This is a genomic window from Fictibacillus macauensis ZFHKF-1, assembly GCF_000269865.1.
In the GTDB taxonomy this organism is placed as follows: domain Bacteria; phylum Bacillota; class Bacilli; order Bacillales; family Fictibacillaceae; genus Fictibacillus_C; species Fictibacillus_C macauensis.
In genome coordinates, this window is record NZ_AKKV01000027.1 from 160,026 (window position 1) to 182,037 (window position 22,012).

The following is a 22,012-nucleotide window of genomic DNA, read 5'->3' on the forward strand; positions in this document are numbered from 1 at the left end:
TCGCTTTCCAACATACGCTATAATATAACTAAGTGATGTGAACGGATAACGACATAAGATACATAACACTTACAACTAGGAGGATTATTACATTGACAACTAAACAACCAAATATGGATAAAGTAAAAGTTTTTGCACTGGGCGGAGTAGGAGAAATCGGCAAAAACATGTACGTTGTAGAGTCAGGCGAAGACATTTTTGTTCTAGACGCAGGCCTCATGTTTCCGCAAGAGGAAATGCTCGGAATTGATATTGTCATTCCTGACGTAACGTATCTTGTTCAAAACGAAGAACGCGTGAAGGGGATTTTTCTTACGCATGCTCATGAAGACCACATTGGCGGCCTTCCTTATATTTTAAAACAACTATCTGTACCTGTGTATGGTACGAAGCTAACGTTGGGTCTTGTAGAGGCTAAGCTAAAAGAAGCTGGCATTCATAGAAGCACAAAAACGGTGCTTGTTACGCGAGAAACGGTCCTTCCGTTTGGCGCGAACAAAGTATCCTTTTTCGGTACGAACCATAGCATTCCTGATTCTGTTGGAATTGCTGTTCATACGCCACAGGGAATTGTTGTAAATACGGGCGATTTTAAAATTGATCAATCACCAATTGATGGTAAACATACTGATTTTGCGCGAATTTCTAAGCTCGCTAATAAAGGTGTTCTCTGCTTATTATCCGATAGCACAAATGCCGAACGACCTGGCATGACAGGCTCTGAAAAATCAGTTGGTCATGAAATTGATTCGGTATTCGCACAAGCAAAAGGACGTGTCATTATTGCGTCGTTTGCTTCGAATGTTCACCGTGTTCAACAAATCTTTACAGCAGCTGCAAAAAGTAATCGTAAAGTAGTGATTACAGGGCGGAGCATGATAAAGGTTGTTGAAATTGCCTCTGATTTAGGTTACTTAACCATTGAAAAAGATAGTATTATTTCAATTGATCAAATGAATAACTATGCAGAAGATCGCATTGCTATTTTAACGACGGGAAGTCAAGGAGAGCAGATGGCGGCCCTTTCTAGAATGGCTCATAAAGCGCATAGACAAATTGCGATTCGTCATAGTGATACGATTGTGATTGCAGCGACACCGATTCCGGGCAATGAACGATCTGTAGCACGCATTGTTGATTTATTAATGCGCACTGGAGCGGAGGTCATTTTTGGTCAACGAAAAGTCCACGTCTCTGGGCATGGTAGTCAAGAAGAACTAAAGTTAATGCTGAGCCTCATGAAACCAAAGTATTTTATTCCAGTGCATGGAGAGTTTAAAATGCAAATGGCTCACAAATCTTTAGCGCTTGAAGTAGGCGTAGCAGAAGATCATATTTTTATTGTGGAAAAAGGTGAAGTCGTTGAATTTACGGATGGTGTCGCCAAACGTTTCGGAAAAGTTCCTTCGGGCAATGTGTTAGTAGACGGTCTTGGCGTTGGTGATATTGGTAATATTGTGTTACGCGACCGTAAATTGCTATCACAGGATGGGATTCTCGTTGTCGTTGTAACGATTAGCAAAGCCAGTAACCAAATAATTTCTGGTCCCGAAATTATTTCGCGTGGATTTGTATATGTACGAGAAAGCGAGCAACTTCTGCAAGAAGCAAATGCACTTGTTAAAGAAGTGTTAGCTAAATGTATGCAAGAAAAGGTAAAAGATTGGTCGTCACTAAAGTCCAATATGCGTGATTCGCTCAGTCAATATTTATTTGAAAAAACGCGTCGTCGTCCAATGATTATGCCGATTATTATGGAAATCTAATGTGAGAAAACCTACAGAGATGTAGGTTTTTTCTTTTTCTATTTGGAAGCAAATGCATGAAAAAGAATCCCACGTTCATACTAAAAGAAAGTATAAAGGGGGTTCATGTATGCCAGATGAGATGGGCAATGAGGAACAAGAGCCTAAACAGCCAAATCAAGAGCAACAACCGGATCAGAATAGTTTAATTGGAAAACTGCAATCACTCGGTCAAACGAATGTTCCACAAATGGAAGGCTCCAATATCCATTGTTTAACGATTGTCGGCCAAATTGAAGGACATGTTCAGCTTCCGCCAAATAATAAGACGACGAAATATGAGCATTTAATTCCACAGCTTGTAGCTATTGAACAAAATCCGAAAATCGAAGGCTTATTAATCATATTAAATACCGTTGGCGGCGACGTCGAAGCGGGACTGGCTATTTCAGAAATGATTGCGTCTTTATCAAAGCCAACGGTTTCGCTCGTATTAGGAGGCGGCCATTCCATTGGCGTTCCAATTGCAGTGTCTGCTCGCCATTCCTATATCGCTGAAACCGCTACTATGACGATTCATCCAGTCCGTTTAACGGGCCTCGTCATTGGCGTTCCACAAACATTTGAATATTTAGATAAGATGCAAGAACGCGTCATTAACTTTGTAACGAGTCATTCAGGCATTACAGAAGAAAAATTCAAAGAACTTATGTTTTCAAAAGGAAATTTAACGAGAGACATTGGAACAAACGTTATTGGGAAAGATGCGGTCGCTTACGGTCTTATTAACGAAGTAGGAGGAGTAGGCCAAGCGATTGCTAAGCTAAATGAACTGATGGAAGCGTATAAAAAAGAGCGCGATGATGCAAGTGAGGTGGTTCAGTGATTTTATATACGATGATGCCACACGATGTATTGTTTCCTGCTGATCAAACAGAGAGTAAGCAACAACAAGAGCAGTGGTTGACGTATAAAGGGGTCCCAGTGACAGTCGTTCAAACATCACCGGACCACTATCAAATTGTTCGGGTGATGAGTACCGATCCCGCTCATTACTTACTGTCATCATGCTGTCCGGGTACGATTATTTCTTCCTCCCTTTCAGTAAGCAATAGAAAAGAATAGGACATCATGCTATACTAGAAGAAAAGCAGCCTCGTATTTCGTGGCTGCTTTCGTTAGTTTTAAGACGGAGGTGAGGGAATGGCGAAACGAAATAAAAAAAGCGCCAAAAAGAAAGCATCCGCCTGGAAAGAGCAGCTAAGCTTTGAGTTGGCGGGACTGTTGCTTTTAGCATTAACGCTGCTTGCATTAGCAAAGATGGGTAAAGTTGGACTTGCCTTTGTACAATTCTTACGGTTTTTTAGTGGAGAATGGTACGGTGTATTGCTTGTTGGAACGCTAGTTATTGCCATTTATTTAATTTGGAAGCGCGCTACGCCTCCACTTTGGAATCGACGCTTAGCAGGTGTCTATTTATTTTACGGCGCTATGCTCATATTTAGCCATTTGCGTTTATTTTCATTGCTATCAGCAACAGGAAAATGGCAGGAACGTTCTGTGCTTCGCAATACATGGGAGCTATATTGGAACGCGTTGTCCCATCAAGGTACAGGTGATTTAGGAGGCGGAATGATTGGCGCACTTGGATTTGCCACTTTTCATTTTTTATTTGGCACAAAAGGATCTGCCGTCATCTTACTCTTTATCATGATTGTGGCTGTTATATTAGTAACGGGAAAATCACTATCCGGTGTTATTTCTATCATTGCACAAGGATTAAATAAAGGGTTATCCACTACATATGAAAAACTACAAGAGGTAAATAAAGCCCGTAAAGAAGCAAAAAAAGAACCACCTACACCAAAATCAACGACCAGAGCGAAAGAAGAATCTCCTGCTGAACAGGTGATTACGGCACATGATTACGATGAACCGATTATTGAAGATTTTACACGCAATGACATGCAGCAAGAGGAGTCCGCTGTGCAATTAAAGTTTGGTTCAAAGGGTTTTGAAGAAGAGCAAGCGGTCTCACCCGAAGAAATGGTCATCCCGGCGGCAACGTTTCTTGAAGAAGCCGAACATAATGAGAATTATCATTTACCATCTCTTGAGTTATTATTGCGTCCAAAAGCAACAGGACAACATAAAGAACGACAGCATGCTTCAAGTAAAAGCAATGCGAAAAAGCTGGAAAAAACATTCGATAGTTTTGGGGTAAAAGCGCGAGTGTTAAAGGTTCATCTCGGTCCAGCGGTTACGAAGTATGAAGTGTATCCTGATGTTGGGGTAAAGGTGAGTAAAATCGTTAACTTAGCCGATGATATCGCGCTTGCACTTGCCGCTAAAGATATTCGTATTGAAGCACCTATTCCTGGAAAGTCTGCTGTAGGCATTGAGGTACCTAATCAAGAAGTATCGATGGTTACATTGCGAGAAGTGTTAGAATCGAATCAATTTCAAACGCAATCTACCCCTCTTTCCATTGGATTAGGCCGTGATATTTCGGGTGAGCCCATCGTAGCAGAATTATCAAAAATGCCTCACTTACTAGTAGCTGGTGCGACGGGAAGCGGTAAAAGTGTTTGTATTAATGGCATTATTACAAGTATCCTTATGAAAGCAAAGCCTCATGAAGTGAAAATGATGATGATTGATCCTAAAATGGTAGAACTAAACGTTTACAATGGTGTGCCTCATTTATTAGCACCGGTTGTTACGGAACCGAAAAAAGCGGCACAAGCGCTCAAACGGGTTGTTTCAGAAATGGAACGTCGGTATGATTTATTTTCACATAGTGGCACACGAAATATTGAAGGTTATAACGATAGCATTCGCAGGTATAATCAAGAAAACGAAGGGAAGCAGCCTACTCTGCCTTATATTGTCGTTATTGTAGATGAGCTTGCTGACCTTATGATGGTCGCTTCCGGTGATGTAGAGGATGCAATCATACGTTTAGCACAAATGGCACGGGCCGCTGGAATTCATTTAATTATTGCCACCCAACGACCAAGTGTTGATGTTATTACCGGTATAATTAAAGCGAATATCCCTTCTAGAATTGCATTTAGTGTGTCTTCACAAACCGATTCACGAACCATTTTAGATATGGGAGGCGCTGAAAAGCTTCTTGGACGAGGAGATATGTTATTTTTACCATCTGGTTCGTCTAAACCAACCCGCATTCAAGGGGCTTTTTTATCCGATCAGGAAGTCGAAAAAGTAGTGGACTTTGTCATTTCTCAGCAAAAAGCACAATATCAAAAAGAAATGATTCCAACCGATGAGCCTACAGTTATGGCAACTGAGAACGAAGATGAGTTATTTGACGATGCTGTCAAGCTCGTAGTTGACATGCAAACGGCTTCGGTGTCCATGCTGCAACGGCGCTTTCGCGTAGGGTATTCAAGAGCAGCGCGCTTAGTCGATGCCATGGAAGCTAAAGGAATTATCGGACCATACGAAGGCAGTAAGCCACGTGAGGTTCTTATTACTTCATTACCAGATTCTTCGCAAGCATCAAATCATTAACAATCGCCACAGAACTTCAAACACTTCGTTTGAAGTTCTGTGGCTTTATTGTTAGAAAAGCATGTCCTCTTTTCATTCAGCGAGCGTTTGAAAACGTGACAACATGTTAGAAAAATCAAAAAAGTCCTTGATAACAAAGGGTTTTATGAAAAGAAGTAAGACATCAGATGATTTTAAATTTTCGGTTAATTTAACCAATTAAAAAAATATATAAAAATAGTATTTATTTCTCATAAAAAAAATGATATATTTATGTCGATTCTGATAAATCCATAGTACAAAAAGATTACAACGAAAAAACTGGGTATTTAGACTTAGTTTTTGTAGGTTGTTGAGGTGAAGATAAACGTGTCAATTAAGACGGACCATCGTCTCTTATATTTAAAAGTCATAGAAAAATTAAAAGCTGATATTGAAGAAGGTAAGTATGAAGAAGGAGAGAAGCTTCCGTCTGAATTCGAACTGTCGAAACAGCTCGGTATTAGTCGAGCAACGTTGCGTGAAGCGCTTCGCATTCTTGAAGATGAAAACGTACTCATCCGCAAACACGGTGTTGGGACATTTGTTCGGACGCGAGCTCTTTTTTCATCTGGAATTGAAGAATTATTTAGCGTAACGGAAATGATTGAACGAGCTGGAAAAAAAGCAGCCACTGTTTTTATATCGTCTGTTTCTATACCAGCCGTTGATGAGTTAAAGAATAAATTCAATATGGATCATGAAGAAATGCTTCATGTAATCGAACGGGTGAGGACCGCGGATGGGGAACCGGTTGTCTACTGTATCGATCATATACCGGAAGCGCTTATGCCAGAAGGGGTCCAACATAAATACGTTTCACTATTAGAAATGTTAGAAAAAGAGGCTGGCAAGCGCATCATGTATGCCGTAACAAATATTGAACCTTTAGGTTATCATGATCGCATCTCCGAAGTATTGCAATGTCCTGAAGAAGCAGCTTTACTCGTATTAAAACAAGTTCATTACGATCAACACGATGAACCGATTTTATATTCTTGCAATTACTTTAGAGCGGATAAGTTCAATTTCACAGTCGTTCGTAAACGCTTATAGCGTTGACTACTTTTAGGGGGTGATGTGCCGAATTCTTTAGAACTAGCGTCATGACACGATCTGCATAAAAAAATTAGGGGGAACTGAAATTGAAGAAACGTACTGGAGTTATGCTAAGTCTCGCATTGGCAGCAGGAACGCTGTTAACAGCATGTGGTAAGGATGATAAGGCAGCGGATGACAAAAAGTTTAAAGTGGCTATGGTAACCGACACAGGCGGTGTCGACGATAAATCATTCAACCAATCTGCATGGGAAGGTTTACAAAAATTCGGCGCAGATAACAAACTTAAAAGTGGAAGCGATTTCAAATATCTTCAATCAAACTCACCGAGCGATTATGCACCAAACTTAAACAAGCTCGTTCGTGACAAATATGATATTGTATACGGCATTGGCTTTTTAATGGAAAATGACATTAAAAAAGTAGCGGATCAACAACCAAAAGGAAAGCTAGCAATCGTTGATACAGTAGTAGATAAAAAGAACGTTGCAAGTATCGTATTTAAAGAAAACGAAGGAAGCTTCCTAGTTGGCTTAATTGCTGGTATGCAAACAAAATCAAATAAAGTTGGTTTCGTTGGCGGTGTAGAAAGCCCACTGATTAAGAAATTTGAAAACGGTTTTAAAGCGGGTGTCAAAATGGCAAACCCGAAAGCTGAAATCATGATTCAATACGCAGGCGACTTCAATAAAGCAGAAAAAGGATTGGCAATTGCAAACACGTTCTACGGTAAAGGCGCAGACATTATCTATCATGCAGCAGGTGGAACAGGAAAAGGGATCTTTACAGAAGCAAAAAACCGTGCGAAAAACGGCAAAAAAGTATGGGTAATTGGTGTGGACCGCGATCAATTTGAAGAAGGTCAACCACAAGGTGTAACGTTAACATCTATGGTTAAACGTGTAGACATCGCAGTACAACAAGTATCTAAAGATACAAAAGAAGGTCATTTCCCAGGTGGAAAAGTTGTAGAATTTGGTCTTGATAAAGACGCGGTTTCCATCGCGCCACACAAAGAAAACGTATCTAAAGATGCGCTTGCTAAAGTGGACGAGTTCAAGAAAAAAATTAAAGATGGCGAATTAAAAGTTCCAAAAGACGATAAAGAGTATGAAGAATTTTTGAAAACGCTTAAAAAATAATAAAAAATGAATAATGGCTAGTATTGACTGCAATCTTGTCATACAAACAGGGCAAATCTCTTTGTATACAGTAGTAGTAAGGTCAACAGTTAGCAGACTTTTTACGCGGTGGTAATGAGCCTGTAAGCGACCAGCTATGAGTGATTTAGCGGTTTGCCCACACTTTTAGGCTAGTATTGACGTACTAGCCTTTATTTACGCCAAGAAAGGTTAGACTTCCGACTCCCGGACAAGGGAGGGCATGGATACCTTTGACGCTAGCATTTCATAAGGGGTGAAGCATACGTGGAGTATGTCATTGAAATGAGAAACATTCGCAAAGAATTTCCTGGCATTGTCGCAAATGATAATGTGACGCTGCAAGTACAAAAAGGGGAAATTCATGCGCTGCTCGGTGAAAATGGAGCAGGTAAATCGACATTAATGAACGTTTTATTCGGTTTATATCAACCAGAGCAAGGTGAGATTTACATTAAAGGTGAGAAAGTGGATATTACTGATCCTAATATTGCTAACAATCTAGGAATTGGCATGGTTCACCAACACTTTATGCTCGTTGAAAACTTTACCGTTACCGAAAATATTATTTTAGGGCGCGAAATTACGACTGGCGGTAGAATTGACCTAAAAAAAGCAGCAAAAGAAATTCAGAAGTTATCTGATCAATACGGATTGCGTGTAGATCCATATGCGAAAATTGAAAACATTTCTGTTGGTATGCAACAGCGTGTTGAAATTTTAAAAACATTATATCGCGGCGCTGAAATTTTAATATTTGATGAGCCGACAGCGGTGTTAACACCACAAGAAATTCATGAGCTTATGGAAATCTTAAAAAAGTTAGTTGCTGAAGGTAAGTCGATTATTTTAATCACTCATAAATTGAAAGAGATTATGGAAGCATGTGATCGCTGTACCGTTATCCGAAGAGGTCGCGGCATTGGTACTGTTGACGTTGCTAGCTCAAGTCCACGCCATTTAGCGGAAATGATGGTAGGACGAGAAGTTAATTTTAAAGTCGAAAAGCAACCGGCACAACCCAAAGGTGCTGTTTTAGAAATAACGAATCTAGTCGTAGAAGATTCACGAAAAGTTCCAGTCGTTAATGAGTTAAATCTTCAAGTGAAAAGTGGAGAGATTCTAGGAATAGCTGGGGTAGACGGAAATGGACAAACCGAGTTACTTGAAGCGATTACAGGGCTTCACAAAGTAAAAAGCGGCACGGTTACGTTAAACGGCGAAAATATTACGAACCAGAAACCTCGAAAAGTAACGCAATCAGGATTAGGGCACATTCCACAAGATCGCCATAAACATGGACTCGTTCTTGATTTCTCAATTGGTACGAACATGGTATTGCAAACGTACTATCAACAACCGTTTTCTAAACACAAAATTCTTAAATTTCAAACGATTCATAATAAAGCAAAAGCATTAATTGATGAGTTTGATGTGCGAACACCAAGTATTCATACACCGGCACGTGCACTTTCAGGCGGCAATCAGCAGAAGGCGATTATTGCGCGTGAAGTGGACCGCAGTCCAGACTTTTTGATTGCAGCGCAACCGACACGTGGACTGGATGTAGGAGCGATTGAATTTATTCACTCTAAGCTCATTCAAGAGCGTGATAAAGGCAAAGCGGTCTTACTCGTTTCTTTTGAACTAGATGAAATTATGCATGTAAGCGATCGCATTGCCGTTATTTATGAAGGGAAAATCGTTGCCATTGTCGATCCAAAAGAAACAACAGAACAAGAACTTGGTCTATTAATGGCTGGTGGTAAGAAAGATAAAGCGGGTGATAAAGTATGAAAATGATGAAGGGGCGCTTCTTTCCAATACTCGTTCCTGTATTTTCGGTAATTTTAGGGTTGATTATTGGTGCCATTATAATGCTTGTAAGTGGCTATGATCCAATCGCTGCCTACGGTGCACTCGTTACAGGTGTGTTTGGAGATAGCTATAATTTAGGAGAAACCGTACGAACAGCAACACCGCTTATTTTATCGGGGTTAGCGGTTGCCTTTGCTTTTCGAACAGGGCTCTTTAATATCGGGGTAGAAGGACAAGTCCTTGTAGGCTGGCTGGCGTCTGTTTATGTGGGAATCTCATTAGATGCTCCGATGGTTATTCATTTGCCGCTAGCGATCCTTGCAGGAGCCCTGGCTGGTGCGATTTGGGGTGTGATTCCAGGTCTATTAAAGGCCAAGTTTAAAGTCCATGAAGTAATCACGACAATTATGATGAACTATATTGCTCTTTATGGAACAAATGGCATCATTCGTGCGTATTTATTGCAACCTGGTGAGCGAACGAAGGACATTAAATCGTCTGCCTCGTTAGGCTCTGCTTTCTTAGGAGAACTAACGGAAGGATCTCGTATGCACTATGGATTAATCGTTGCTATTATTGTTGCTGTTATCATGTGGTTTATCTTATGGAAAACAACAACAGGCTATGAGCTTCGTGCTGTTGGATTTAACCAACATGCCTCGCAATATGCTGGAATTAATGTTTCGAAAAACATCATCCTTGCAATGGCGATTTCAGGAGCTTTTGCAGGAGTAGCAGGAACGATGGAAGGGTTAGGCACTTTCCAGTACATGTCGATTAACAACGCCTTTACAGGAGTTGGTTTTGACGGAATCGCCGTTTCATTACTTGGAGCGAACGGTTCGATCGGCATTATTGTCGCCGCGTTCTTATTCGGAGGATTGAAACAAGGAGCGCTCGAAATGTCTTCAGCAGCAGGTGTTCCGACTGAACTTGTCGGAATCATCATTGCGTTAATTATCTTCTTTGTTGCATGTAGCTATCTTGTTCACTGGCTGACTAACCGTTTTACTAAAGGGGGTAAACTATAATGGATTTTCTACAAATCCTTGCCCTGATCATTCCTGCTGCAATTGTTTCAGCAGCTCCCATTATTTTAACGTCACTAGGCGGTGTGCTGAGTGAGCGATCGGGAGTTGTTAACATCGGTCTTGAAGGCTTGATGATGTTTGGAGCGTTTATTGGTGCTCTCTTTACGTACTATGGACAGGAATGGGGCTTAGGCGCTGCTTCTCCTTGGATGAGTTTTGTAGCAGCGATTGTTGCTGGCGCGATTTTTGCCATTCCACACGCAATTGCAAGTATTTCGTTAAAAGCTGATCAAGTAGTTAGTGGGGTTGCGCTGAACTTTTTAGCAGCTGGACTTTCTGTCTTCCTAACGAAAAAGATTTTTGACGCGGGTCAAACGCCTGATATTCAAGAGCGTATTAATAAAGGCGATATTCCTTTTTTATCGAAGATTCCTTTATTAGGAGATTGGTTATTTTCTAGTGCTTACGTAACTTCTTTTGTTGCCGTTGCGTTAGCGGTCATTGTCTGGTTTGTTATTTATAAAACACCATTTGGTTTACGCATTCGTTCTGTCGGTGAACATCCAATGGCGGCGGAAACAATGGGGATTAATGTTATAAAAACACGCTATATTTCTGTCATTTTAGGTGGTGCATTTGCTGGGCTTGGTGGTGCTATTTACGTCGCTACGATTTCAGGAAACTTTAGCGCCTCAACGATTTCAGGACAAGGGTTTATGGCGCTAGCAGCGATGATTTTTGGGAAATGGCATCCACTCGGTGCTATGGGAGCGGCCTTGTTCTTTGGTTTAGCACAGAGCTTAAGTATTACCGGAGAACAAATTCCGTATTTAAAAGAAATCCCAAATGCAATTCTTCTCGTTTTGCCATATGTATTAACCATTCTTGCGCTAACTGGTTTTGTAGGGCGTGCAGATGCGCCAAAAGCATCTGGAAAACCATACGAAAAAGGAAAGCGTTAATGCTAAAAAAAGTTGCTCTCGCCCTTTGTCGAGAGCGCTTTTTTTTTATTTCTCGCTTTTTTTTAGCATCGTTTTAGTTTACAGGAAGGAAAAGACATGTTTACTATGGAATGTGGGTACACTAGGATAGATTTTTAATGATGAGGAGGAACACTCATGGCGCTTGTTCAACACCATGTACAATCATTACCAGGCATTACCTTACATACAATTCCGACAAAAAAGTATAAAACCACTTCTATTACTCTTCAGGTCAAACGACCCATCATCGAAGAAGAAGTTACTAAACGTGCGCTATTACCGTATGTATTACAAAGCGGCACAAAACGTTATCCAAGTGCACAGTTGTTACGCGAAGCTCTTGACCAATTGTATGGAGCTACGTTACATGTAGATTTATCAAAAAAAGGTGAATATCAAATTATTAGCTTTCGCATGGAAGTGGCGAACGAAAAGTTTTTAAGTGATCGTACCCCCTTATTAGAGGAAGCATTTGCTTTACTTTCTGAAGTTGTCTTACATCCTGCTCAAGAGAAAGATGCATTCCTTGCCGATGTAGTGTCTAAGGAAAAACGATCGCTTCGTCAACAAATTCAATCCATTTATGATGATAAGATGCGCTATGCTAATAAACGGCTAATAGAATTGATGTTTGAAAATGAACCGTATCGATTTAACGTCTACGGAGACGAGCAAGCATTAGATGAAATAACGCCAGCTTCTTTGTATGCGTATTATCAAAACGTTCTTGCTGAAGATGAATTTGATTTGTATGTAGTTGGTGATCTTGAAGAAGAGGTACTGCAAACGCTAACGAAAAAGCATTTTTCGTTAGCACGTAGAGAGCAACACGTTCAATCAGAAGTTTCTTCGCGAAATGTAGAAAAAGTAAAAGAAATTTTCGAAGAGCAAGAAGTACAACAAGGAAAGCTTCATATTGGTTATCGAACGCATACAACATATAAAGATGATGATTATTTAGCGTTGCAAGTATTCAATGGTATTTTTGGAGGCTTTTCTCATTCAAAACTTTTTATCAATGTACGTGAAAAGGCAAGCTTAGCTTATTACGCGGCCTCTCGTTTTGAAAGTCATAAAGGTATCATTTTTGTTATGTCAGGTATTGAGACAGGTAACTATGCGCAAACGGTTAAAATTATTGGTGAACAGTTAAGCGCCATCGTGACGGGTGATTTTTCTGATCAAGAACTAGCGCAAACAAAAGCGATGATTCGCAATCAAATTCTAGAAACAATTGATGATGCAACGGGTCTTGTAGAAGTCCTGTATCACGAGGTTATTTCCCGTCATAAACGTACGATTGAAGAATGGCTTGATGGGATTGAAGCGGTAACGAAAAAGCAAATTGTTGAAGTGGCGAAGAAAGTTCAGCTGGATACGATTTATTTCTTAAAAGGAAAGGAGGAGAATAAAGTTGAAGCAGCTTCAGTTTGATCAATTAGAAGAAACATTGCATTTTAAAACATTAGCAAATGGGTTGAATGTATATATTTTAGAAAAACCGGAATTTAACAAAACGTATGCAACGTTTACAACAAAGTATGGTTCAGTGGATCAGCAATTTATACCGTTAGGAAAACAGGAAAAAGTAACGGTACCAGACGGGGTCGCTCACTTTTTGGAACATAAATTGTTTGAAAAAGAACATGGCGATGTGTTTCAAGACTTTAGTAAGCAAGGAGCATCTGCCAATGCGTTTACATCCTTTAATCGAACAGCGTATTTGTTCTCCACAACGGATGATGTAAAGAAAAACTTACAAACGCTTATTGATTTTGTGCAAGCTCCGTACTTTACGGAAAAGACTGTAGAAAAAGAAAAAGGGATTATTGCTCAAGAAATTAGAATGTATGATGATAATCCGGATTGGCGTGTGTATTTTGGTTTAATTGCCAATATGTATCATCGTCATCCTGTTAAAATTGATATAGCAGGAACGGTAGCATCCATTACAGACATAACAAAAGATGATTTGTATGAATGCTATCATACGTTTTATCATCCAAGTAATATGTTGCTTTTTATTGTAGGTCCAGTTGACGCGAATGAAATAATGAGCATGGTGGAAGAAAATCAACAAGCCAAGTCTTATAGCGATCAGCCGCCGGTTACGCGCTTTTTTGATGAAGAACCATCGACGCCTGCTAAGAAAAAAGATGTCATTTATATGCCAGTACAAACGCCGAAATGTTATATGGGATATAAGGAAGCACAGCCGAATCGCCAAGGAAAAGCATTGCTACAGCATGAGCTATCGGTTAATGTCCTGCTTGAAATGATGTTTGGCAAAAGCTCAAAAAATTATGAAACACTCTACAGTGAAGGGTTAATTGACCCATCATTTGCTTTTGATTATACAGAAGAAAGCGGTTTTGGCTTCTCGATGATTGGTGGAGATACAACGGATCCAGATCGTTTTGCGGAACAAATAGCAACGATGGTGGAAACATTTAAAAAAGAACCGCTTTCACAACAAGCATTAGATCGTGTGCGAAAAAAGAAAATTGGTGCCTTTTTACGAGCATTAAATTCTCCGGAGTTTATTGCAAATCAGTTTACGCGCTATGCATTTAATGATATGAATTTATTTGATGTTATTCCAACGTTCGAAGGCTTGCGTGTTGAAGGGTTGCAAGAAGTGTTAGCGAGTCACTTCCAAGAAAGCCAATTAACAATTTGCCAAGTGAAGAAAAAACAGTAAGCTAAAAAGCCACCTTCTTACCAAGGTGGCTTTCCATATGGAGAAGGAGAGTATACATATGAAATGGGTATTGGTGACGGGTGCAAGCGGTGGGATTGGGGAAAGTTTATGTAGAACGCTTGCAGCAGCTGGTTATAACCTTGTGATGCATGGGCATACACAAGTAGATGCGCTACAAGAGCTAAAAAAAGAGCTTCTTGCGCTACATGCTATTGAAATGGAAGTTGTTGCCGCGGATTTTTCCTCGCTAAAAGGCGTTAGTGACCTTGTTAACGCTCTTTATATGCCAATAGATGCGATCATTCATAACAGTGGTATTGCGCACTACGGTTTATTGCCAGATATGAGTGATGATGAAGTAAATAAAATCCTTCACGTTAATTTACTCAGTCCCATGTTACTAACGAAACAATTGCTTCCAGCGATGATTAAAAAAAAGGCTGGTACCATTTTGTTTATTTCTTCTATTTGGGGTGAGCGAGGCGCATCATGTGAAGTCGTATATTCAACAACAAAGGGTGGAATCAACACCTTCGTTAAGTCTTTAGCAAAAGAAGTAGGCCCATCAAATATTCGTGTAAACGCTATTGCCCCTGGTGCAGTCGCTACGAAGATGATGGCTGACTTTACAGACGAAGAGCTACAGCAACTTGCCCAAGACATTCCGATGGGGCGCCTAGCACAACCTGATGAAATTTCTTCCATTGCTTTATTTTTACTATCTCAGCATTCTTCCTATATTAATGGTCATATTCTTGATGCAAATGGTGGTTGGTAATTGAAAGAAAGTTAAGCACGGTATGCATAAACAAAGCCTCTTTTTGAAATATTATAGGTGTATCACATTTTAAGGAGGAGATTGCATGTCAGTGTTAGATAACTTCGGGCAATGGAAAGAATTTTTAAATGATCGCTTAGATCATGCTCAAGGTGAAGGAATGGATGAAGCTACTGTTTCTAATTTAGCGACTGAAATCGGCGGTTATTTGGCAACAAACGTTGAACCAAAAAACGCGGAAGAAAAAGTGCTTGCTGATCTTTGGAACGTTGCAAACGACGAAGAAAAGCATGCCATCGCCCATATGATGGTCAAACTTGTTCAATCCCATAAGTAAAAGAGCGAAGAAGGATGGCGAATTATTTTTGCCATCCTTCTATTTTTTCTTTCATAATAAATTGAAATCGGATATTATTAATTAATGAAGCGGTTCAAAAGACGGGTCAATCAAGAAAGGGGAATGACTATGGGGGACCAAGATTGGTATCTTGAGTATGAAATTAATAAAAACCGCCCCGGGCTTTTAGGCGATATTTCTTCTCTTCTTGGTATGCTTGCCATTAATATCGTCACCATCAATGGAGTAGATAATGGAAGGCGCGGCTTGCTTCTTAATGTAGACAAACAAGAGAAAGTCGAGCGACTTCGATCCATCCTTCAATCGATGGATAACATTACTGTTACGAAGTTCCGTAAGCCAAAACTACGGGATATTCTCGCTGTTAGGCATGGCCGATACATACAAAGAGACGCAGATGATAAGAAAACATTTCGATTCGTTCGAGACGAGCTTGGTTTGCTCGTTGATTTTTTAGCGGAACTGTATAAAGTGGAAGGTCATAAACTGATTGGGATTCGTGGGATGCCTCGCGTTGGTAAAACAGAATCAATCGTTGCGTCAAGTGTGTGTGCAAGCAAAAAGTGGGTATTCATTTCTTCTACATTGTTACGACAAACCATTCGTACGCAAATGGCAGAAGATGAATATAGTTCTGATCATGTATATATCATTGATGGAATTGTATCTGTTCGCCGATCCAATGAAAAACATTGGCAATTAATTCGTGAAATTATGCGTCTTCCATCCGCAAAAGTGATTGAACATCCCGATGTTTTTGTGCAACAAACGGAATATACGTTAGATGATTTCGATTACATCATCGAACTGCGCAACGATCCAAATGAAACTATTACATACGAAGTAATCGAAAAAGATGTCGGATTTTCCGCATTTGATTGAGTGAAAAGAGTGGAAGGTGGTTAACGTGACAGAACTAGGGAATTTTTTGCAAGAACAACGAAAAGAACAAGGCTTGTCATTAGATGAGCTCCAAACAAAAACAAAAATTCAAAAGCGATATTTGCAAGCAATTGAAGAAGGGAATTATGGGGTTTTGCCCGGACCTTTTTATGTGCGCGCATTTATTAAACAATATGTAGAAGCGCTTCACTTGTCTTATGATGAGATTGCTGAGCAGTATAAACAAGACATCCCTGAAGCGGAAAAAGAACCGACAGAATTTGTACCGCGAAGTGAACGCGATAAACAAAACGACCAACAAGGCAGTGCAGCACTGGCGCAATGGTTACCGAAGCTCCTTATCATTGCTGGTATTATTGTTATTGGTGTTATTGTTTATTTCTTGTATGTAAAGCTTGGCAGTGATGATGGCAATTCAGCTCCACATAACACAACGAATCATGCGGAAGTCGAACAATCAAAAGATTTCAAAGCGCAAGACAAAAAGAAAGATCAAAAGCAACAAGAGGACAAGCAAGAACAGAAAGACAAGAAGAAAGACACTAGTGGAAAGCTTGTAAAAAAAGGAACTGAAGGTATTGTAACAACGTATGACTTTACGAAAGGTAAAAGCTTAGTAGTTGGGTTTAAAATGACAGGTCCAGTGTATTTAGAAATCACGACAGGGCAGAAAAAAACAGTAAAAACATATAAAAAAGGCGATTCGGTTGAGTTTGACGTCTCAAAAGACAAAGAGGTATCCATTAATATAGGCGCCACCAATAATGCAAAAATGACAATTAATGATCAAGCATTTTCTTATCCGCTGCCTTCCGTCAATAGCGGCATTCACCAACGAATCGTCATTAATAACAACACTGCTGGGAATTAAAGTCGTGATGTGTCATAATTGGAGGAAACAAAATGAATTTGCCTAATAAAATTACCATTTCTCGGATTTTGCTTATTCCTGTATTCATGATTGTATTGTTAGCCCCGTTTCATTGGGGAACGGTTCATATACTCGGCGCCTCTCTGCCGGTTACGCAACTGGTCGCGGCGATTATTTTCATTATTGCCTCCTGTACGGATTGGGTCGATGGGTATTATGCACGCAAGCTAAATCTAGTAACGAATTTCGGGAAATTTTTGGATCCATTGGCGGATAAATTGTTAGTAACAGCAGCCTTCGTAGCGTTGGTTGAAATTGGGTATGCACCAGCGTGGATGGTAATCATTATTTTAAGTCGCGAGTTTGCTGTCACAGGCATCCGCTTAGTGGCTGCAGCAGAAGGTGCGATTATTGCTGCCAGCAATTTAGGAAAAATAAAAACATGGATTCAAATTGTGGCCATCTCAGCGTTACTGTTGAATAACATGCCGTTTGTTTGGATTCAGATCCCGTTTGCCCAAATAGCTTTATGGTTAGCAACAGCTATTACGCTCTATTCAGGGTGGGAATATTTTATTAAAAATAAAGAAGTTATGCTATCATCGAAATGAGCAGAAAAACAGGAGAACCTTTTCTCCTGTTTTTCCTGTTATTAACGTATAAAATTTAGTGGAGGGACCAAAATGAATGCTGAAATTATTGCTGTTGGAAGTGAATTATTACTAGGACAAATCGTAAATAGTAATGCCCAATTTATTTCGAAGGAGTTAGCCACTCTAGGTGTAAATGTTTTTTATCATACGGCAGTGGGCGATAATAGCACGAGATTAACAGCGACGATTAAAACGGCACAGCGTCGCTCGAATGTAATTATTTTTACAGGAGGCCTTGGGCCGACGAAAGATGATTTAACGAAAGAAACCATTGCTTCTTTGTTAGGAAGACCACTAACATATGATGAGGATGCCATGGAACACATTGAAGACTATTTTAAGCGCTCGAAACGACAAATGTCAGAAAATAATCGTAAGCAAGCACTCGTATTAGATGGGTGCCATGTGTTGAAAAATGAGTTTGGCATGGCGCCTGGCATGGCCTTGCAAGTAGAGGGCATTACGTATATTTTATTACCGGGACCGCCAAAAGAAATGGGTCCGATGTTTGTAAACTATGCCATTCCTTATTTAGCAGCGCTTCAACCAGAAGCAGCTCCTATTACGTCAAGAGTGCTCCGTTTCTTCGGCATTGGGGAGTCGTTATTAGAAGCAACGCTCCAAGATATTATTGACGAACAACAAAATCCAACGGTTGCCCCTCTTGCGGGAAATCATGAAGTAACGTTACGATTATCGGCAAAGTTTCATGATCAAAAAGAGGCGTTGCTGGCACTCGATCAGTTGGAACATCGAATTACGGAACGCGTTGGTGAGTTTTTATACGGCTATGATGAGACGACCTTAATGAAGGAAGCAGCTCAGTTATTCGTTCAGAAGGGTTTAACCGTTGCCGCGGCGGAAAGTTTAACAGGAGGCGGCTTTGGAGCTGAGATGACGTCACTTGATGGGAGTTCGGCTTACTTTTTAGGAAGCCTCGTAAGTTATAGCAATGAGATGAAAGAAGCTCTTCTTGATATTCCGTCTTCTCTATTAAAAACAGAAGGCGCTGTGAGTGCAGCGTGTGCGGAGCTTATGGCAGCAAGCGCGCGTACGAAAACAGGTGCAGATATTGGAATTAGTTTTACGGGCGTTGCAGGGCCACAAGAAAGTGAAGGAAAAGAAGTAGGTACGGTTTTTATTGGTCTCTCAACAAATCAAAAAACAACGGTTCATGAAGTGCATATTTCAGGCTCTCGTGAAGCCATTCGAGCACGCACCATTAAGTACGGGTTGTTTTATTTAATGGATATGGTCAAAAAAGGTCAATAAAAAATCGAATAAATGTTCGTAAAAAAGATTGGCAAACGATCAAAAAAGAAGTAGAATAGACGTATGAGATTAAAGATACATCATGTACATCGTGCATATCTATATATTTATTGAGGAGTGATTTCATGAGCGACCGCAAAGCGGCTTTAGAAATGGCCTTGCGCCAAATTGAGAAACAGTTCGGAAAAGGATCGATTATGAAGCTTGGGGAGCAAGCGGAACAACGAGTGTCGACGATTTCAAGTGGATCATTAGCACTTGATATTGCGCTTGGGGTAGGCGGCTATCCGAGAGGACGCATAATTGAAGTATACGGACCAGAATCTTCTGGTAAAACGACGGTCGCTCTTCATGCGATTGCCGAAGTGCAACGTAATGGTGGACAAGCAGCCTTTATCGATGCAGAGCACGCGCTCGATCCTGTATACGCACAAAAGCTAGGCGTTAATATTGATGAACTTCTTTTATCACAACCAGATACAGGCGAACAAGCTTTAGAAATCGCTGAAGCACTTGTTCGTAGTGGAGCGGTTGATATTTTAGTTATTGACTCTGTAGCAGCACTTGTACCAAAAGCCGAAATCGAAGGTGAAATGGGTGATTCGCACGTTGGTTTGCAGGCGCGCTTAATGTCACAAGCTCTTCGTAAACTTTCTGGTGCGATTAATAAATCAAAAACGATCGCAGTCTTTATTAACCAAATTCGTGAAAAAGTTGGTGTTATGTTTGGAAATCCTGAAACAACACCAGGTGGCCGTGCGCTTAAATTCTATTCTTCGGTGCGCTTAGAGGTTCGCCGTGCCGAGACGTTGAAGCAAGGAACAGACATGGTCGGTAATAAAACAAGAATTAAGGTTGTTAAAAATAAAGTAGCGCCGCCATTTAAACAAGCAGAAGTCGATATTATGTACGGTGAAGGAATTTCAAGAGAAGGGGAAATTCTTGATATTGGTTCTGACATTGATATCGTGCAAAAAAGCGGTGCCTGGTATTCGTTCGAAGGGGATCGCCTCGGCCAAGGACGAGAAAATTCTAAGCAATTTTTAAAGGAAAACGGAGATATTGCTGAAGAAATCGTTTCACAAATTCGTACGTACTATCAACTTGGCGAAGAAATAAATCAAGTTGAAACGTCGGATAAAGCAGAAGAACAAGCACTAGAACTAACGGAATAGTGCTGAAACGACCGTTGATCAAACGGTCGTTTTTTTCTATAAAGAGTAGACGTTTTTAGCTGATCTTGACGGCGTTCAGTAATAGAATGAAACGTAGAAGATGATTTTTGCTAAAATATGGTGTTAAATAACACTTGCCAATTTTTGAAGGAACATTTATGATAGATAATTTGACAACTCTTGACATCATCTGTATTCCTTTATAAAATGAAGATAACCTTTGATTTCTTATGAAATTAAAAGATACCTTACTGAATTAAAAATTGGCATGACTTGTGCACAACACTTTGTTACACGATTGATGCTTATGACCCAGTAAAAAATGCAGATAGCAAGAGGAGGTGGAAACATGGATAACGCAATTTTAATCATCTCCATTTTGCTTTCAGTTGGTGTCGGTGCAGTTGTCGGATATCTTGTCCGCAAGAAGATTGCCGAAGCAAAAATTTCAAGCGCGGAAAGCGCTGCATCTCAAATTATTGAAGATGCAAAGCGAGACGGTGAAGCGAGCAAGAAGGAAGCGCTCCTTGAAGCGAAGGATGATATTCATAAACTTCGTTCGGAAGCTGAGCGTGACATTCGAGAACGCAGAAATGAGCTTCAAAGACAAGAACAACGATTGGTTCAAAAAGAAGAGATTCTTGACAGAAAAAGCGAGACCCTTGATAAAAAAGAGGAATCACTAGAAAAACGTGAGGAGTCTCTCACCAAAAAACAGCGACAAATCGAAGAAATTGAAAGCAAAGTGGAAGAGCTGCTTAAAGAGCAACAAAAGGAACTGGAGCGAATTTCTGGATTCACGCGTGAAGAAGCGAAACTCATCATTATGGGAGAAGTGGAAAATGAAGTTTCCCACGAAATGGCCATTATGGTAAAAGAGATGGAAAATCGCGCGAAAGAAGAAGGAGATAAAAAGGCGAAAGAAATTCTTTCGCTTGCGATCCAACGATGTGCGGCTGACCACGTTGCTGAAACGACTGTTTCTGTCGTTAACTTACCAAACGATGAAATGAAAGGTCGCATTATCGGACGCGAAGGACGTAATATTCGTACGCTTGAAACGTTAACAGGCATTGACTTGATTATTGATGATACGCCGGAAGCGGTAATCTTATCTGGTTTTGATCCAATTCGTCGCGAAATTGCGCGGATGGCTTTGGACAAGCTCGTTCAAGATGGTCGTATTCACCCAGCTCGCATTGAAGAGATGGTAGAGAAATCTCGCCGTGAAGTGGATGAATACATTCGCGAAGTAGGTGAGCAAACAACCTTTGAGGTTGGTGTTCACGGTCTTCACCCGGATCTTATTAAGATTCTCGGTCGTCTGAAATATCGTACAAGCTATGGTCAAAACGTTCTTAAACATTCAATGGAAGTCGCTTATTTATCAGGATTAATGGCCGCTGAAATTGGTGAAGATGTTCATTTAGCGCGTCGTGCCGGATTGCTACATGATATTGGAAAAGCGATTGATCATGAAGTAGAAGGAAGTCACGTAGACATCGGTGTGGAATTAGCAACGAAGTATAAAGAACATCCGGTTGTTATTAACGCGATTGCTTCGCATCATGGTGATACTGAACCAACGTCAATCATTGCTACACTTGTTGCAGCAGCGGATGCGTTGTCAGCAGCACGTCCAGGTGCCCGTCGTGAAACACTTGAAACATACATTCGTCGTCTTGAAAAGCTTGAAGAGATTTCCGAATCGTTTGAAGGTGTGGAAAAATCATTCGCTATTCAAGCAGGTCGCGAGATTCGCATTATGGTGAAACCAGATCTTGTAGACGATGTTGCTTCATACCGACTGGCTCGAGATATTACGAAAAAAATCGAAAATGAACTGGATTACCCAGGACATATTAAAGTAACAGTGATTCGCGAAACGCGAGCTGTTGAGTACGCAAAATAAAGTGGTTTATACCACTTTATTTTGTTTTTATGAGAAGA

The 22,012-nt window shown here is 40.4% G+C and carries 19 protein-coding genes; all 19 read left to right on the forward strand.

From position 1 onward, the window contains the following. Positions 1–113 precede the first annotated feature (113 nt). The 19 genes from A374_RS12575 (at position 114) to rny (ending at position 21,974) form a co-directional block, all read left to right on the forward strand. Complete coding sequence (locus tag A374_RS12575) at positions 114–1,766, forward strand: ribonuclease J (RefSeq protein ID WP_040340579.1); 1,653 nt, start codon at positions 114–116, stop codon at positions 1,764–1,766. Between the two features lie 121 nt (positions 1,767–1,887). Then, positions 1,888–2,631, forward strand: a complete 744-nt coding sequence (locus A374_RS12580) for a ClpP family protease (protein WP_156793217.1) — start codon at positions 1,888–1,890, stop codon at positions 2,629–2,631. Continuing rightward, entirely contained in the window at positions 2,628–2,870 is a 243-nt protein-coding gene (locus A374_RS12585; protein ID WP_007202596.1) for a YlzJ-like family protein, read from the forward strand. Before A374_RS12580 ends, A374_RS12585 begins: the two co-directional genes overlap by 4 nt. A gap of 78 nt (positions 2,871–2,948) precedes the next feature. Beyond that, positions 2,949–5,282, forward strand: a complete 2,334-nt coding sequence (locus A374_RS12590; RefSeq protein WP_007202597.1) for a DNA translocase FtsK — start codon at positions 2,949–2,951, stop codon at positions 5,280–5,282. A 348-nt stretch (positions 5,283–5,630) separates the two neighbouring features. Beyond that, entirely contained in the window at positions 5,631–6,356 is a 726-nt protein-coding gene (locus tag A374_RS12595; RefSeq protein ID WP_007202598.1) for a GntR family transcriptional regulator, read from the forward strand. 89 nt (positions 6,357–6,445) lie between these two features. Next, complete coding sequence (locus A374_RS12600) at positions 6,446–7,501, forward strand: BMP family lipoprotein (RefSeq protein WP_007202599.1); 1,056 nt, start codon at positions 6,446–6,448, stop codon at positions 7,499–7,501. Positions 7,502–7,786: 285 nt separating this feature from the next. Then, positions 7,787–9,316, forward strand: coding sequence for an ABC transporter ATP-binding protein (locus A374_RS12605; protein WP_007202600.1), 1,530 nt, complete (start codon positions 7,787–7,789; stop codon positions 9,314–9,316). 2 nt (positions 9,317–9,318) lie between these two features. After that, on the forward strand, positions 9,319–10,368 hold the full coding sequence (locus tag A374_RS12610; RefSeq protein WP_007202601.1) for an ABC transporter permease: 1,050 nt from the start codon (positions 9,319–9,321) through the stop codon (positions 10,366–10,368). Further along, complete coding sequence (locus A374_RS12615) at positions 10,368–11,330, forward strand: ABC transporter permease (protein ID WP_007202602.1); 963 nt, start codon at positions 10,368–10,370, stop codon at positions 11,328–11,330. The genes A374_RS12610 and A374_RS12615 overlap by 1 nt, the downstream gene beginning before the upstream one ends. Positions 11,331–11,486: 156 nt before the next feature. Then, entirely contained in the window at positions 11,487–12,785 is a 1,299-nt protein-coding gene (yfmF, locus tag A374_RS12620; RefSeq protein WP_007202603.1) for an EF-P 5-aminopentanol modification-associated protein YfmF, read from the forward strand. Next, positions 12,766–14,052: an EF-P 5-aminopentanol modification-associated protein YfmH gene (gene yfmH, locus A374_RS12625; protein ID WP_007202604.1), complete on the forward strand. Its 1,287-nt coding sequence runs from the start codon at positions 12,766–12,768 to the stop codon at positions 14,050–14,052. Before yfmF ends, yfmH begins: the two co-directional genes overlap by 20 nt. Positions 14,053–14,110: 58 nt before the next feature. Continuing rightward, entirely contained in the window at positions 14,111–14,830 is a 720-nt protein-coding gene (gene ymfI, locus A374_RS12630) for an elongation factor P 5-aminopentanone reductase (protein WP_007202605.1), read from the forward strand. 85 nt (positions 14,831–14,915) lie between these two features. After that, on the forward strand, positions 14,916–15,167 hold the full coding sequence (locus A374_RS12635) for a DUF3243 domain-containing protein (RefSeq protein ID WP_007202606.1): 252 nt from the start codon (positions 14,916–14,918) through the stop codon (positions 15,165–15,167). Between the two features lie 129 nt (positions 15,168–15,296). Then, the gene (locus A374_RS12640; RefSeq protein ID WP_007202607.1) at positions 15,297–16,070 is read left to right on the forward strand and encodes a DUF3388 domain-containing protein; all 774 of its coding nucleotides are present in this window, start codon (positions 15,297–15,299) and stop codon (positions 16,068–16,070) included. A 25-nt stretch (positions 16,071–16,095) separates the two neighbouring features. After that, entirely contained in the window at positions 16,096–16,962 is an 867-nt protein-coding gene (locus tag A374_RS12645; RefSeq protein WP_007202608.1) for a helix-turn-helix domain-containing protein, read from the forward strand. Positions 16,963–16,994: 32 nt separating this feature from the next. After that, positions 16,995–17,573, forward strand: a complete 579-nt coding sequence (gene pgsA / locus A374_RS12650) for a CDP-diacylglycerol--glycerol-3-phosphate 3-phosphatidyltransferase (protein ID WP_007202609.1) — start codon at positions 16,995–16,997, stop codon at positions 17,571–17,573. A gap of 72 nt (positions 17,574–17,645) precedes the next feature. Further along, complete coding sequence (locus tag A374_RS12655; protein ID WP_007202610.1) at positions 17,646–18,887, forward strand: competence/damage-inducible protein A; 1,242 nt, start codon at positions 17,646–17,648, stop codon at positions 18,885–18,887. Between the two features lie 125 nt (positions 18,888–19,012). Continuing rightward, positions 19,013–20,062: a recombinase RecA gene (gene recA, locus A374_RS12660; RefSeq protein WP_007202611.1), complete on the forward strand. Its 1,050-nt coding sequence runs from the start codon at positions 19,013–19,015 to the stop codon at positions 20,060–20,062. 349 nt (positions 20,063–20,411) lie between these two features. Then, positions 20,412–21,974 carry a ribonuclease Y gene (gene rny / locus A374_RS12665; protein WP_007202612.1) on the forward strand — a complete coding sequence of 521 codons (1,563 nt, stop codon included), beginning with the start codon at positions 20,412–20,414 and terminating at the stop codon, positions 21,972–21,974. Positions 21,975–22,012 lie beyond the last annotated feature (38 nt).

Excerpts from the sequence above, each read along its gene's own strand:
- A374_RS12575 (WP_040340579.1), top strand. The coding sequence starts at position 114 with ATGGATAAAGTAAAAGTTTTTGCACTGGGCGGAGTAGGAGAAATCGGC.
- A374_RS12580 (WP_156793217.1), top strand. The coding sequence starts at position 1,888 with ATGGGCAATGAGGAACAAGAGCCTAAACAGCCAAATCAAGAGCAACAA.
- A374_RS12590 (WP_007202597.1), top strand. The coding sequence starts at position 2,949 with ATGGCGAAACGAAATAAAAAAAGCGCCAAAAAGAAAGCATCCGCCTGG.
- A374_RS12610 (WP_007202601.1), top strand. The coding sequence starts at position 9,319 with ATGATGAAGGGGCGCTTCTTTCCAATACTCGTTCCTGTATTTTCGGTA.
- A374_RS12615 (WP_007202602.1), top strand. The coding sequence starts at position 10,368 with ATGGATTTTCTACAAATCCTTGCCCTGATCATTCCTGCTGCAATTGTT.
- yfmF (WP_007202603.1), top strand. The coding sequence starts at position 11,487 with ATGGCGCTTGTTCAACACCATGTACAATCATTACCAGGCATTACCTTA.
- ymfI (WP_007202605.1), top strand. The coding sequence starts at position 14,111 with ATGAAATGGGTATTGGTGACGGGTGCAAGCGGTGGGATTGGGGAAAGT.
- A374_RS12635 (WP_007202606.1), top strand. The coding sequence starts at position 14,916 with ATGTCAGTGTTAGATAACTTCGGGCAATGGAAAGAATTTTTAAATGAT.
- A374_RS12640 (WP_007202607.1), top strand. The coding sequence starts at position 15,297 with ATGGGGGACCAAGATTGGTATCTTGAGTATGAAATTAATAAAAACCGC.
- pgsA (WP_007202609.1), top strand. The coding sequence starts at position 16,995 with ATGAATTTGCCTAATAAAATTACCATTTCTCGGATTTTGCTTATTCCT.
- A374_RS12655 (WP_007202610.1), top strand. The coding sequence starts at position 17,646 with ATGAATGCTGAAATTATTGCTGTTGGAAGTGAATTATTACTAGGACAA.
- recA (WP_007202611.1), top strand. The coding sequence starts at position 19,013 with ATGAGCGACCGCAAAGCGGCTTTAGAAATGGCCTTGCGCCAAATTGAG.
- rny (WP_007202612.1), top strand. The coding sequence starts at position 20,412 with ATGGATAACGCAATTTTAATCATCTCCATTTTGCTTTCAGTTGGTGTC.